Source organism: Flavobacterium succinicans (assembly GCF_001662485.1).
In the GTDB taxonomy this organism is placed as follows: Bacteria; Bacteroidota; Bacteroidia; order Flavobacteriales; family Flavobacteriaceae; genus Flavobacterium; species Flavobacterium succinicans_A.
In genome coordinates, this window is record NZ_JMTM01000017.1 from 395,343 (window position 1) to 409,748 (window position 14,406).

12 protein-coding genes are annotated in these 14,406 nt (G+C 35.6%); 8 read left to right on the top strand and 4 right to left on the bottom strand.

Going from position 1 to position 14,406, the window contains the following annotated elements:
- Positions 1-7: 7 nt before the first annotated feature.
- From gldI to FLB_RS03935, 4 genes are all read right to left on the bottom strand, one after another.
- Positions 8-637 (bottom strand): gliding motility-associated peptidyl-prolyl isomerase GldI, encoded by a 630-nt coding sequence (gene gldI, locus FLB_RS03920; protein ID WP_064714873.1) that lies wholly within the window; start codon positions 635-637, stop codon positions 8-10.
- Positions 638-641: 4 nt separating this feature from the next.
- Positions 642-1,646, bottom strand: coding sequence for a DHH family phosphoesterase (locus tag FLB_RS03925; RefSeq protein ID WP_064714647.1), 1,005 nt, complete (start codon positions 1,644-1,646; stop codon positions 642-644).
- A 171-nt stretch (positions 1,647-1,817) separates the two neighbouring features.
- Entirely contained in the window at positions 1,818-3,071 is a 1,254-nt protein-coding gene (locus FLB_RS03930; RefSeq protein ID WP_064714648.1) for a chloride channel protein, read from the bottom strand.
- Positions 3,072-3,130: 59 nt separating this feature from the next.
- Complete coding sequence (locus FLB_RS03935; RefSeq protein ID WP_064714649.1) at positions 3,131-3,517, bottom strand: RidA family protein; 387 nt, start codon at positions 3,515-3,517, stop codon at positions 3,131-3,133.
- A gap of 402 nt (positions 3,518-3,919) precedes the next feature.
- On the opposite strand from FLB_RS03935, the gene FLB_RS03940 reads away from it, so the two are divergent.
- The 8 genes from FLB_RS03940 (at position 3,920) to mnmA (ending at position 14,398) form a co-directional block, all read left to right on the top strand.
- Positions 3,920-4,594 carry a hypothetical protein gene (locus FLB_RS03940; protein WP_064714650.1) on the top strand — a complete coding sequence of 225 codons (675 nt, stop codon included), beginning with the start codon at positions 3,920-3,922 and terminating at the stop codon, positions 4,592-4,594.
- A 78-nt stretch (positions 4,595-4,672) separates the two neighbouring features.
- Complete coding sequence (gene guaA / locus FLB_RS03945; RefSeq protein ID WP_064714874.1) at positions 4,673-6,202, top strand: glutamine-hydrolyzing GMP synthase; 1,530 nt, start codon at positions 4,673-4,675, stop codon at positions 6,200-6,202.
- A gap of 124 nt (positions 6,203-6,326) precedes the next feature.
- The gene (locus tag FLB_RS03950; protein ID WP_064714651.1) at positions 6,327-8,288 is read left to right on the top strand and encodes a LysM peptidoglycan-binding domain-containing protein; all 1,962 of its coding nucleotides are present in this window, start codon (positions 6,327-6,329) and stop codon (positions 8,286-8,288) included.
- Between the two features lie 8 nt (positions 8,289-8,296).
- A complete protein-coding gene (locus FLB_RS03955) occupies positions 8,297-8,527 on the top strand; it encodes a DUF3820 family protein (protein ID WP_064714652.1) in 231 nt (76 codons plus the stop codon).
- A gap of 172 nt (positions 8,528-8,699) precedes the next feature.
- Positions 8,700-10,313 (top strand): CTP synthase, encoded by a 1,614-nt coding sequence (locus FLB_RS03960; protein ID WP_064714653.1) that lies wholly within the window; start codon positions 8,700-8,702, stop codon positions 10,311-10,313.
- An 89-nt stretch (positions 10,314-10,402) separates the two neighbouring features.
- On the top strand, positions 10,403-12,307 hold the full coding sequence (gene yidC, locus FLB_RS03965; RefSeq protein ID WP_064714654.1) for a membrane protein insertase YidC: 1,905 nt from the start codon (positions 10,403-10,405) through the stop codon (positions 12,305-12,307).
- A gap of 140 nt (positions 12,308-12,447) precedes the next feature.
- A complete protein-coding gene (locus FLB_RS03970; RefSeq protein WP_064714655.1) occupies positions 12,448-13,155 on the top strand; it encodes a toxin-antitoxin system YwqK family antitoxin in 708 nt (235 codons plus the stop codon).
- A gap of 67 nt (positions 13,156-13,222) precedes the next feature.
- Positions 13,223-14,398: a tRNA 2-thiouridine(34) synthase MnmA gene (gene mnmA / locus FLB_RS03975; RefSeq protein WP_064714656.1), complete on the top strand. Its 1,176-nt coding sequence runs from the start codon at positions 13,223-13,225 to the stop codon at positions 14,396-14,398.
- The last annotated feature ends 8 nt before the right edge of the window (positions 14,399-14,406 follow it).

Consider the following 14,406-nt stretch of genomic DNA (forward strand, 5'->3'; position numbering starts at 1 on the left):
ATTAATTTTATTGATGTAATGTGTCTTTTACAATAGTTTTTTGTGGCAAAAGTGCTTTGGCTTTTTGTGCTTCTTGTTTTTTGAATTCAAGTTCAGACATGAAATTATTTAAAGTAACGGTGCAAAGCAAGGGTACATTAGTGCCAATTTTTTTATTATCTCCGTGATAGCCATAACTCATGTGTGAAGGAAACAAGAAAACAAACGTTTCTTTTTTACGCATTAATTTGATACCATCTCTTAGTCCCATCATGATGTTTTGTTTGTCCACATAATAGGTTTGAGGTTGGGTTTCTTCTTTAGTGTAGATGATGTTACCTTTTAAATCTTTCACTTCATAGTCGTAGAAAGCAATATCTCCTTTTTTCGCAGTAAGGGTGTCTGTAATGTTTTTATTTGAAACATGATACCAATACCCTTTTTTGGAAGCTAAAAACTCGATCGCTGCATTTTTTTTGATGACCGCTTTTATTTGATCTTCTTCAGAAGCAACTAATTTTTTGTTTCGATCGATCGATTTTTTCATAAAACTACCCGAGGCTTGCGAAATGGGTCGTCTAGCTTCTTGTTGTTGTTGGCAGCTATAGATGCTAAAAGCAAGAAGAATTAATACTATATTGTTTTTTGTACGATTCATGGGGTTATACATTAAGTTGATGCACTAATTCTTCAAATTTTGCTACTGTAGCACTAAGCGATTCTTCTGATTTTCCACCAGCAGCATTGATGTGTCCTCCTCCATTAAAGTGGTTTCTTGCAAATTCGTTGACATCAAAATTACCTTGAGAACGGAACGAGATTTTGATGATTTTTTCTTCTTGATTTTCAATAAAAATAGCCGAAAATACAATGCCTTTGATGCTTAATCCGTAATTGACAATGCCTTCGGTGTCGCCTTTTACAAAATGAAATTCATTCAATTCGGCTTGAGTAAGGGTAATGTAAGAAGTTTGTTTTTCAGCAATGACTTTCATGTTTTGCAAAGCTCTTCCTAGCAATTGTAATCGGTCATAAGAACTGTTGTCGAAAAGTTGGGTTGGAATGACGGTATTTTCAACACCTAAATCAATCAATTCGGCAACAATGCGATGCGTGTTTCCTGTAGTTTTAGGAAAGCGAAACGAACCGGAATCGGTTAAAATACCTGTGTAAATACAAGTTGCAATGGTTTTGTCTAGACTTGCTTTTTGATCCAAAAAGGAAATAAAATTATAGATCATCTCACATGTTGAACCAAATTGCGTATCCGAATACATGATAGTAGCATAATCATCAGGTTTTTGATGGTGATCTATCATGATAAAAGGAACGGTAAGTTGTTCTAAAACCGTTTCCATCTCGCCAGTACGATGAAAAGCGTTAAAGTCTAGGGTAAAAACAAGTTCGGCATCCTTTAAAATTGCGGTACAATTGTCCTTGTCCTTCTCGTATATTTTTACGGTTTCAGAACCTGGTAACCAAGCCAGAAAATCCGGAAATTCATTAGGGGCAATCACAATAGGTTGATGATTTTGTTTCAGTAAAAAATGATATAAGGCCAAAGTAGAGCCCATGGCATCACCATCAGGTCCGCGATGTGGAATTATGGCAATTTTTTTAGGTGTAGCTAACAGCTCTTGAACAGTTTGAATATCTTGTATTGTCATTCGTAATTTTGATTTTTTTAAAGAACACCAAATAACTGCTTTGCTTTTTCATTGTTGACCAAAATGTTTAGTTATGGGTGTTGAACTCCATTAGAAGTGATGTTCATTTCATAAGTTGCGAAATTACATTTTTTTATCTAATGTAAAAACCATTAAGAGTTATTTGGGATATTAACGAAAGGGAAGTTTCCTTCTAATGTTCTCATATAAAATAGCTTTTGGCCCTTTTACAATTTGCGATTTGTAAATTCCTAATGTTCCAGAGCAAAAATAAGCAATGATACACGCCAAAGCGATATAAATACTGCTTTCTAAACCAAAAAGCTCTATACCCATTAGGGTGCAAGCAATAGGTGTGTGTGTGGCGCCTGAAAAAACAGCCACAAATCCCATTCCTGCCAAAAGTGCGATGGGCATCGGAACAACAAGCGACAAAGCACTTCCTAAAGTAGCGCCCACAAAAAACAAAGGAGTAACTTCACCTCCTTTAAAACCAGCGCCCAAGGTGAAACCAGTAAATAGAATTTTCAATAAAAAAGCATACCAAGGATTTGCAGTACTAAAAGCGTCAACAATCACTGGTACTCCTAATCCAATATAAGTTTGCACCGAAAAAGTAAAAATCACCAAAGTCAAAATACAACCGCCTACCAAAGGTCGAAAAGGTGCATAAGCAATAGTTTTGCTAAATAAATGACCCCAAAAGTGAGTCGAACGCGAAAAAACTAGTGCGGCAAGTCCAAAGAGAACGCTTGCGAAAACGGTCCATAAAATAGTTGTAAACGAAAATTCAGGCACAATCGGAATGCTATAGTGAGTGTGCGTCACCGGCCATAATTCTACAGTATAATAGGCTGCGTAAGCCACTGCAAAAGACAAAAAGATGGTCTTAAAAGTTACTTTTTTAAAACTCAGTACCTCCATAGCAAAGAGCGCACCCGCAATTGGTGTTCCAAAAACCGAAGCAAAACCCGCACTGATACCGAGAACCAACATAGTCTTTCGGTCAATAACAGCCCATTTAAAACAGCGCTGAATTCCGTCCGAAATCGCTGCTCCCATTTGTACCGCTGTACCTTCGCGTCCAGCAGAACCTCCAAAAAGATGTGTGAGTAAGGTGGTAATCAAAACCAAAGGCGCCATTCTGAATGGTATGGTTTGTTGTGGGGTGTCGTATTCTTCCAAAATTAAATTATTGCCCTTGACTACTGCTTGCCCGTAGTAATGGTACAACAACCCAATGGCAAATCCACCCAAAGGCAAGAATCCAATAATCCAGAAATTAGCCGTCCTAATTTGTGTAACTTTTTCTAAAGCCAACAAAAAAAGCGCAGATGCCGACCCAGAAAAAAAGCCTACCACTACACAAACGAAAATCCATTGGAGTAGCGTAAGCCCTTTATTTTTTATAGTGTCAAAAGTCATAGTGAGAAACAAAAGCAAATAATGTTGCTAATGTAAGCATTCAATATAAATTTTGAGCACTATTCAGCCGCAATAGCCGTAAATTCAATTTCAACCAAATATTCTGGCGCGACCAATTGATTAATGCCATAAAAACCAGTCGTAGGTTTCACCTCTTTAAAGAATGCCGAGTGTGCTCTCGCAACATCTTCAAAAGTGCTAACATCGGTTGTGAAAATGCGAGTTCGAATCACGTCTTTCATCCCCACATTCAAATCCTGTAAAACTTTTTCAACCCTTTCGAGTATGTTCAGCGTTTGAGCATACGCATCATTCGCCTTCACTTTTTCGCCATCCACAATCGCTACAGTTCCCGAAACTTCTATGATGTTTCCAATACGAACCGCACGACAGTACCCCATTTTATCCTCCCACGGAGAGCCAGTCAAAATATTTTGTCTTTTCATTTTCCTAATTTAAAATTACTTTTTGGTTATAAATAGAACAACAAAACTAGGCAATCATCGTTCAATAAAAAAACGATTACGGTACCTTAAAAGTTACATTTTTTTTGTAGCAGAAACAACGCGCATTTTTGCCATCATCGTCCCGTGATCCGCTATATCTTTGCCGCCGAACCCCGGCAGCAAAGGATGCCGCTCCTCCCGGGGCTAGCAGGAAACAAGGAGTCTTTTTGTATACATTTTTTAATATATTTCTAGGAACAACGAGAAACAAACATAGAAAACACCTATTAAATGTTAAGATATTTCTAATACCTTAGTATAAAATAAGAAATAAGTTAGTTTTGCAAACACAAAAGGATTCTTCCTTTGTAATCAATCGAAATTACAAAAGCATCTTAGCGCATGAAACAATTTCTATTCCTTTTTTTATTCTTGGTATTGGCATTCAAAGGAAATGCTCAAGCGGAGTTTGGTCCAAAATTCAAACCCATTCCGCCAGCTAAATTTCCTGCAGCGCCAAAGAAAAAAGTTATTCCACCAGCCGAGTTGCCCAAAATAGAACAACCCAACGTGTTTAATTCGCCAGAAAATCCCAATAAAGCATCAACTTCAATCTCAAAGTCGAATGATGTGGATATGTTTCCTAAAGAGAAATTTATCAACGTGGGCGAGGAATATTTAAAAAAGATGCAAAAGGACGTCGATAAAACGTTGAACGAAAATAATATGCCTTTGCTCCGTCGCAATTTCGATTTTGGTCAAATCAATACCAAGTCCAAGTATGTAATTGTAAGGGTTCGAGATTATATTTATGTAGATGGTGATTTACTTCGAATATATCAAAATGCAACTATAGTAAGAGAGCAGGTTTTTCTTGGGGACTCTTTTACTGATATTAAAATTTTATTAGGCGAAGGCTTTAATAAACTAGATTTCGAGGCGCTTAATACAGGAACCAGTGGAGGCAACACCGCCGAAATCATCATCATCGATGACCATAAAAAAGTGCTTTCCAAAAATTATTGGGACAACTTAGCCACTGGTTTTAAGGGGACTATACTCTTGGTGAAAGAGTAAGGTTTTATTCTTTTGTACAAAATTAAAATTTTTCAAAATTCGATTTTTCAATTCCGAAATTTAGAAGTATTTTTGCGCATGCAACACAACGTACTTATTTTAGATTTCGGATCGCAATACACTCAGCTTATTGCGCGAAGAGTTCGAGAATTAAACATATTCTGCGAAATCTTCCCTTACAATCACTTTCCTAGTGATTTATCATCTTACAAAGCAGTAATTCTTGGCGGAAGCCCATTTTCTGTTCGTTCAGAAGATGCGCCACATCCAGATTTATCTCAAATTAGAGGAAAACTTCCTATGCTGGCCGTATGTTACGGAGCACAATATTTAGCGCATTTTAGCGGTGGAGAAGTAGCAGCTTCTAATACTAGGGAATATGGTAGAGCCAATTTGTCTTTCATCAAAGAAAATGAAATCTTCTTCGAAGGTGTTTCTGAGAACAGTCAAGTTTGGATGAGCCATAGTGATAGTATCAAAGCATTGCCAACCAACGGTGTTAAATTAGCGAGTACTCACGATGTAGAATTTGCCGCTTATAAAATTGAAGGCGAAACTACTTACGCTATTCAATACCATCCAGAGGTTTTTCACTCTACAGATGGCTCTAAAATGTTGGAGAATTTCTTGGTGAAAATTGCCGAAGTGCCTCAGAACTTTACACCAAACGCTTTCGTTGAAGAAATTGTAGCCGAAATGAAAGAGAAAATTCAAGACGATAAAGTGGTTTTGGGTCTTTCCGGCGGAGTAGATTCAACAGTAGCTGCGGTATTATTGAATAAAGCAATTGGTAAAAATTTATATTGCATTTTTGTAAACAACGGCTTGTTACGCAAAAACGAATTCCAAAGTGTATTGGATCAATACAAAGGAATGGGATTGAATGTAAAAGGAGTAGACGCTGGAGATCGTTTCTTGTCAGAATTGGCTGGAGTTAGCGATCCAGAAACCAAGAGAAAAATTATCGGTCGTGTTTTTATCGAAGTTTTTGACGACGAATCACATCAATTAGAAGATGTGAAATGGTTAGCTCAAGGAACTATTTATCCTGATGTTATCGAATCTGTTTCGGTAAAAGGGCCTTCTGCAACAATCAAATCGCATCATAATGTAGGTGGTTTGCCAGATTTTATGAAACTGAAAATTGTTGAGCCATTGCGTATGCTTTTCAAAGACGAAGTACGTAGAGTTGGAGCAACTTTAGGAATAGATCCTGAACTTTTGGGTAGACATCCTTTCCCAGGACCAGGTTTGTCCATTCGTATTTTGGGAGATATTACGCCAGAGAAAGTGCAAATTTTGCAAGATGTTGATAAAGTTTTTATCGATGGTTTAAAATCTTGGGGGCTTTATGATAAAGTTTGGCAAGCAGGTGCAATTTTGTTACCCGTAAATAGTGTAGGAGTAATGGGCGATGAGCGTACTTATGAAAAAGTAGTAGCGCTAAGAGCGGTAGAATCTACCGATGGTATGACGGCGGATTGGGTTCATCTACCTTATGAGTTTTTGATGAAAGTTTCTAACGATATTATCAATAAAGTAAAAGGAGTAAATCGCGTGGTTTATGACATTAGTTCCAAACCGCCTGCCACAATTGAGTGGGAATAATTGAATGTATTACTTACTTTTTTTAGAAATAGTAAATTAATAAAACGCAAACGGTATCAGATTTTGAATTAAAATTTGATACCGTTTTGCTATCTTTGGCGGTACTAATTTATAATTTATTCGGATGCACTATTATAGAAAGATTTGGCTTTGCAGTTTGTTTTTTGTTGGAACTGTCTTTGCTCAAGACAAAGCAATCACTCATAAAGTAGCTAAAGGGGAGACCATAGCACAAATTGCTCAAAAGTACAAAGTAAGTCCCTACGACATTTATCAATTAAATCCAGATGCTCAAGCAGGAATTAGCCAAAATACGCTTTTGTTGATTCCAAAAGCGGGTACAAAAGTTCAACCGAAAACGACCACTAATGCTGTGGTTGTCTCAAAGAAAATTACCCATGAGGTAACACCCAAGGAAACCTTATTTGGAATCCAAAAAAAATATAATATTACTGAAGAAGCCTTGTTTAAAGCTAATCCTTTTTTAGAAAAAGATGGGCTACAAATTGGTCAAACACTTGTAATTCCAAACGGCGTTGTTAGTAAAACTACTACTGTAACAGTAGCTTCAAAAACCGTAACTCCAGTTTTTCATTTGGTTCAACCTCAGGAAACCAAGTTTTCTATTGCTAAGAAGTATAACATTACCATAGAAGAATTAGAAAAGAAAAACCCAGAAGTTGTGGTGAATCTTCCGGTTGGTTTTAATTTATTGATTAAAGGAAATCGACCAAAGGAAACGAAAGAGATTCCCGTAATTGCTGATAAAAAAGACCTTCCGACAACTGTTATTACAAAACCTATTGTTGCTGATTTTCAAAATTATGCAATTAAATCAAAGGAAACCTTATACAGTTTGGCCAAGATGGCTGGTTTGTCACAAGATGAACTGGTTGCTTTAAATCCTGAATTGAAAAATGGTGTTCAAGAAGGGATGATTATTAAGTTACCTGCAGCTGTAAAACTGATCGCTCCATTAGAAACCAAAAAAGAAATCGTACAGCTAAATCATCAAAACACAGGAGATAAAAAAAGATTGGTATTGTTGTTTCCGTTTAATATGGCGACAATTGCCAATGAAGCAGGAAATTCTACCACAGAACGTTTAAAAAAAGACAAGTTTTTGAATATGACTTTGGATTTCTATTCTGGTGCTTTGGTTGCTGTAGATTCGGCTAAACAATTAGGAATTGATGTGGATGTTCAGGTGTTTGATTCTCAAGAAACCAAAATGAGTTCTCAGGTTCCTTCTTTAATTAAAAGTAATGATATTGAAAAGGCTCAAGTGGTAATTGGTCCATTTTATCAAAATAATGTTGAGAAAACAGCTGAATTGCTCAGTGAAACGAATGTAGCTGTCATTTCTCCTTTATCAAAAGAGTCTGGCAAAGCATTTCCAAATTTGTATCAATCTATTGTTTCTGCTGATGTTGTCAAAAATGCTGTTTTTGATTACATGAGAAGTAAGAACGGAAATATTATTGCCGTTGTCGATAAGAAAAAAGAGTCGTCAAGAAATTATTTTAATCAATTTCAAAAAGAGGTAAAAATCGCACCGCTCACTCCAGCAGGTGGCATAAATGTTGAAGCATTGAAAGGTTTGTTGCAAAAAGACAAAACGAATTATGTTATCTTAGAGACAGGAAGTACAATGATGATCAAAGCAACTATAGCTACTTTGTTGTCTGTAATGAAAACACATAATGTACAATTAGTTACCCTAGAAACTAATCCTACGTTGGATACCGACGAAATTTCATTTGCCAATTTGGTTAAATTGAAGTTGATGTATCCTTCGGCAACTAGAGAAAACGAAACGGAAGAAGCGCGAATATTTGCACAAAAATATCGAAAGGAAAATAAAGTGTATCCTAGTTCGTTTGCTACAAGAGGTTTTGATGTAACTTTTGATACGCTGATGCGAATGGCTCAGGATAAAACATTTCAAGAAACCATAGAAAATACCGCTACAGAACAAGTAGAAAACCGTTTTGAGTATTATAAAAAAGAAGACGGCGGCTATACGAATAAAGGCGTTTATATTTTGTATTACGATTCGGACATGACGATTAAGCAAGCTAATTAATTGTTGTTTTGGATCAAAATCAAAAACACTTGATTCAATTGGCACACACTAAAATGCCATTTGGAAAATACGAAGGTTGGTATCTCATCGATATCCCAGAATATTATATCGTTTGGTATAGAAATAAAGGCTTTCCCAAAGGCGTTTTGGGAGATCAACTACAATTAATTTATGAGTTAAAAGCCAACGGATTAGAAGATTTAATTCGAAATATAAAAAAGAAATACCCTAAACCTTAAAATAATTGCCTCCGGATTTAGAATAGTGCTTTATCTAGTATTCTAAATGCTGAGGCTTCTTTTTAATGTGGTTAAATTCTAAAATTCTACTGATTGAAGCAGGTAAGTATTCCAATTAAATTTGTACTTTTGCCACGTTTTTTTACATAACTACATTACAAACAACTACAGAATGAATCAAACGAAATATATTTTTGTTACTGGCGGTGTGACTTCTTCATTAGGAAAAGGAATTATAGCGGCATCATTGGCGAAATTGTTACAAGCAAGAGGCTATAGAACGACTATTCAAAAATTTGATCCGTATATCAATGTTGACCCAGGAACACTTAATCCATACGAACATGGGGAATGTTATGTTACAGATGACGGTGCCGAAACAGATTTAGATTTAGGTCACTACGAACGTTTCTTAAATGTTCCTACTTCTCAGGCGAATAACGTTACTACGGGTAGAATTTACCTTTCAGTTATTGAAAAAGAGCGTAGAGGAGAGTTTTTAGGAAAAACGGTTCAAGTAGTGCCTCATATTACCAACGAAATTAAAGACAGAATGCAATTGCTTGGTAAATCAGGCGATTATGATATTGTAATTACAGAAATTGGTGGAACTGTAGGAGATATTGAATCATTGCCTTACATCGAGTCCGTTCGTCAGTTAGTTTGGGAGTTAGGAGAAAACAACGGAATCGTTATTCATTTAACCTTAGTGCCTTATTTGGCAGCAGCTGGGGAATTGAAAACAAAACCTACTCAACACTCTGTTAAAACATTGATGGAAAGCGGAATTAAAGCTGATATTTTAGTTTGTAGAACGGAGCACGAAATTGCTGATGATATTCGCAACAAATTGGCTTTGTTTTGTAATGTAAAAAGAGAAGCAGTTATTCAATCTATCGATGCTTCTACTATTTATGAAGTGCCTAATTTAATGTTGGAAGAAGGATTGGATGTAGTAGCTTTGAAGAAATTAGATTTGCCTAAAAAAGCAGCTCCAGATTTAAAAAATTGGAACACGTTCTTGAAACGTTTAAAAAACCCTAAGCATACCGTAAATATTGGTTTGGTTGGGAAATATGTCGAAATGCAAGATTGCTACAAATCTATTTTGGAAGCCTTCATTCACGCAGGAGCGGCAAATGAAACAAAAGTAAATGTGATTTCGATTCATTCAGAGCATTTGGACCCTTCAAATATTGCGGAAAAATTAGCTGGTTTGGATGGGGTTTTAGTAGCGCCAGGTTTTGGAGAAAGAGGAATCGAAGGAAAAATAGAAGCAGTGCGTTATGTTCGCGAAAATAATATTCCATTTTTCGGTATTTGTTTAGGAATGCAGATGTCGATTATAGAATATTCAAGAACTATTTTGGGTTACAAAGACGCGAATTCTACCGAAATGAATGAGAATACATCTCATCCAGTCGTGAATTTGATGGAAGATCAAAAAACAGTAACGGATAAAGGAGGTACGATGCGTTTAGGAGCTTGGAAATGTGAAATAAAACCTGACTCGTTAGCGCACAAAATATATGGTAAAACACAAATTTCGGAGCGTCACCGTCATCGTTATGAGTACAATAGTGCTTATGTAGATCAATTGCAAAACGCTGGTTTGATTGCTTCTGGAGTGAATCCTGATACTGGTTTGGTTGAAATCGTTGAGATTGAAAATCATCCGTTTTTTATTGGTGTTCAGTACCATCCAGAATATAAAAGTACCGTTGCGAATCCTCACCCAATTTTTGTGAGTTTTGTAGCTGCTACCGTAAAAGCCAAAAAGAAATAATACAATAGTTGTAACAAAGCATTTAAGTTGTATTCTAACACTAAACTGGAGTAAACTACTTCGGTTTTGAATTTTGAACATAGATAATAATGGAAGAAAAAAAGATTGACATTAATTCAATTATCGGTTTTATATTGATTTTTGGAATTTTGGTTTGGATTATGTACCAAAACCAACCCGATCCTAAAGTTGTGGCTGCTGAAAAAGCCCAAAAAGAATTGGTTTTAAAAGCTCAAAAAGCAAAAGAATTGGCGAATAAAGCAGTTGAAAAAGCAACTGTTGCGGTAGCCACTGGCGATTCTACTCAATTGGTAGCTTTGCAAAAAACATTAGGAAATTTTGCTTATTCTGCGACGTTACCTTCTGCAAAAAATGATTTTACTACGATTGAAAATGAAGTGATAAAATTAAAAATTGCTAATAAAGGTGGTTATATCGCTGAGGCAACTTTGAAAAACTTTGAAAAATTCAAAAAAGGGTCTGGTCAGTTGGTAGAATTGATAAAAAACAATAATGCTAATTTGAATATTGTTTTGCAAACCAATGACAACAGAACTTTAAATACCAAAGACTTGTTTTTTGAGCCTACTTTAACCAAAATAGGAGCAGATCAAGTGTTGTCTATGAAGTTAAAGTCAGGTCCAAATGCATTTTTGGAATATAAATACATAGTGAAGCCAAACGATTATATGATTGGTTTTGATGTGCGTTCTCAAGGCTTGAATCAAGTATTGAATACCGCTAAACCTTTGGATTTAGAATGGGACTTGAAAGCATATAGAAATGAAAAGAGTATTGCTTACGAAAATAAATATACTGAGATTTATTTTGAACATAAAGAGGGTAAAGTTGATTATGCTGGATTAGGTGCTAAAGAAGAAGAAACTCTTGAAAAACCGACGTTTATTGCATTCAAACAGCATTTTTTTACTTCAATTTTAGTTTCTAAAACACCTTTTGAGAAAGCACAACTGGTTTCTACCAATCTTATGAATGATGAGAAAGTTGATACTACTTTTACAAAATCATTCAAAGCGAACTTACCTTTGGCTTTTACCAATGGTGAATTAGATTATAAATTAAACTGGTACTTAGGCCCATCTGATTATAAGACTTTAGCTAGTTATGATCAAAATCTAGAAAAAATCATCACTTTAGGTTGGGGAATCATCGGTTGGATCAACCGTTTTATCTTCGTGCCTTTATTTGGTTTCCTAGGTTCTTATATTGCTTATGGTATTGCGATTATTCTTTTTACCATTTTAATCAAATTGGCCATGTCGCCTATTACTTTCAAATCGTTCTTGTCGCAAGCCAAAATGAAAGTATTACGACCAGAAATTGCTGAATTGGGTGAAAAATACAAGAAAGACCCAATGAAAAAGCAGCAAGAAACAATGAAGTTGTACAACAAAGCTGGGGTAAATCCTATGGCAGGTTGTATACCAGCATTGATACAAATGCCTTTCTTGATGGCTTCATTTCAGTTTTTTCCTTCAGCTTTTGAATTAAGACAGAAAAGTTTCCTTTGGGCAGATGATTTATCTTCTTTTGACGAAATTGTAAAACTGCCTTTCCATATTCCATTGTATGGAGATCATATCAGTTTGTTTCCAATTTTGGCAGCGATTGCAATTTTCTTCTATATGAAAATGACTTCAGGAGATCAACAAATGGCTGCGCCACAACAAGAAGGCATGCCGGATATGGCCAAAATGATGAAGATTATGATTTATGTTTCGCCATTGATGATGTTATTCTTTTTCAATAGTTATGGAGCAGGTTTGAGTTTGTATAACTTTATTTCCAACTTGGTTACAATTATAATTATGTTGGTAATCAAAAGATATTTTATCGATGGAGATAAAATTCACGCTCAAATCCAAGAAAATAAATTGAAAGAGCCTAAAAAACAAGGTCGATTCCAACGCAAATTACAAGAAGCAATGGAACAAGCTGAAGCTCAAAAAGCGGCTCAACAAAAGAAAAAATAATGTTTCTAATTTGAATTTAAAAACTTTCGCTTTTGGCGGAAGTTTTTTGTTTAAAGTTAGTACTAATGATGTGAGTTTTTCGTTTCTGTTACATTTATCGAGAAAAACAACAATAATAGTTTTATATAAAATTTATCTATATGATTAAGAACAGATGGCTTTTGGTTTTTTTTATGCAAGTTACAGTTATGGTTGGTCAAAGCACAATAACTAATCAATTAGACAGTGCTGGTAAAAAAAATGGTCTATGGAGGGGATTTTACGAAGAATCAAAACGACTGCGGTATGAGGGGACTTTTGTTCACGGAAAAGAGGTAGGAGTTTTTAAGTATTTTGATGATACAAAAGCTGCGGATGTAATTGCCACTAGAGAGTTTAATGACAAAGACAATTCGGCATATACTATTTTTTACAATCAAAATAAGTTTAAGGTAAGTGAAGGCAAAGTAGTAGATAAACTATTTGAAGGCGAATGGATTTATTATCACTTCAATTCGAAAGCAATAATGACCAAAGAATTATATAAAAATGGGAAGTTGTCAGGATTGAAAACAGTTTATTTTCCAGATTGCAAAGTGGCTGAAGAGACGCATTACGAAGACGGTCTTAAACACGGAAGTTGCAAAATTTATTCAGATAAAGGTATTGTTTTAGAAGAAACTGTTTATCAAAAGGGACAGTATAACGGACCAGCTATTTTTAGAGAAACTAATGGTTTCATTGCTTCTAAAGGAAATTTTGTATGGGGTAAAAAAGAAGGGGTTTGGGAGTTTTACGAAAAAAATAAGTTGGTTAAAAAGCGAAACATGAGTTATCCAGAAGGGCTTGCCAAGAGCAAAAAGAATTAACGGTTGCTTAGATAATTTCTGTGCTAAATGTTTTGTAACTTTGCACCCTATTTAAAAAAGGGTTTTGATGAAAAAGAGAGTGGTGGTTGGTCTTTCTGGAGGCGTAGATTCTAGTGTTGCAGCTTATTTGTTGCAACAAGAAGGATATGAAGTTATTGGGCTATTTATGAAAAATTGGCACGATGACTCAGTAACGATATCCAATGAATGCCCTTGGTTAGAAGATAGCAACGATGCTTTATTGGTAGCCGAAAAATTAGGAATTCCTTTCCAAACGGTAGACTTAAGTGAGCAATATCAAGAAAAAATTGTCGATTACATGTTCAGTGAATATGAGAAAGGACGTACTCCAAATCCTGATGTATTGTGTAATCGCGAAATTAAATTTGCCGTTTTTTTAGAAATAGCTTTGAGTTTAGGAGCAGATTATGTAGCTACTGGACATTATTGCCAAAAACGAACTACTGAAATAGACGGTAAACCGTTGTATCACCTTATCGCAGGAGTTGATAATAACAAAGATCAATCTTATTTTTTATGTCAATTGTCTCAAGAACAGTTAGCTAAGTCTTTGTTCCCAATTGGTGGATTAACTAAACCTCAGGTTCGTGAAATAGCGGCCGAAATGGAATTGGTTACCGCAGAGAAAAAAGATTCTCAAGGTTTATGTTTTATTGGAAAAGTACGTTTACCAGAGTTTTTACAACAAAAATTGCAACCCAAAGAAGGTCAAATTATTCAAATAGACAAAAATCATCCGATTTATGCTTCAACCGATAAAGTTGAAACTTTAGCTTCATTGTCTCATAAAATCACTTATACTCCAGAAATGGGGAAGGTGGTTGGGAAACATCAAGGGGCTCATTATTTTACGGTTGGTCAAAGAAAAGGGCTTAATGTTGGCGGGACAACAGAGCCATTGTTTGTTATTGCTACTGATGTGGAAACGAATACAATTTATACTGGTTTATCAAGTAATCATCCGGGATTATTTAGAAGAGGATTGTTTATTGATGCTTCTGAAACGCATTGGATTCGTACAGATTTAGCCTTATCTGCAGGTGAAGCAAAAGAGGTATTGGCGCGTATTCGTTACCGTCAGCCGTTACAAAAAGCTATTTTGTATCAAGAAGAAAATGGAATGTATGTAATTTTTGATGAACCACAATCCGCAATTACTGAAGGTCAATTTGTAGCTTGGTACCAAGAAGACGAGTTGTTAGGTTCAGGGGTTATCGCTTGAATTAATTA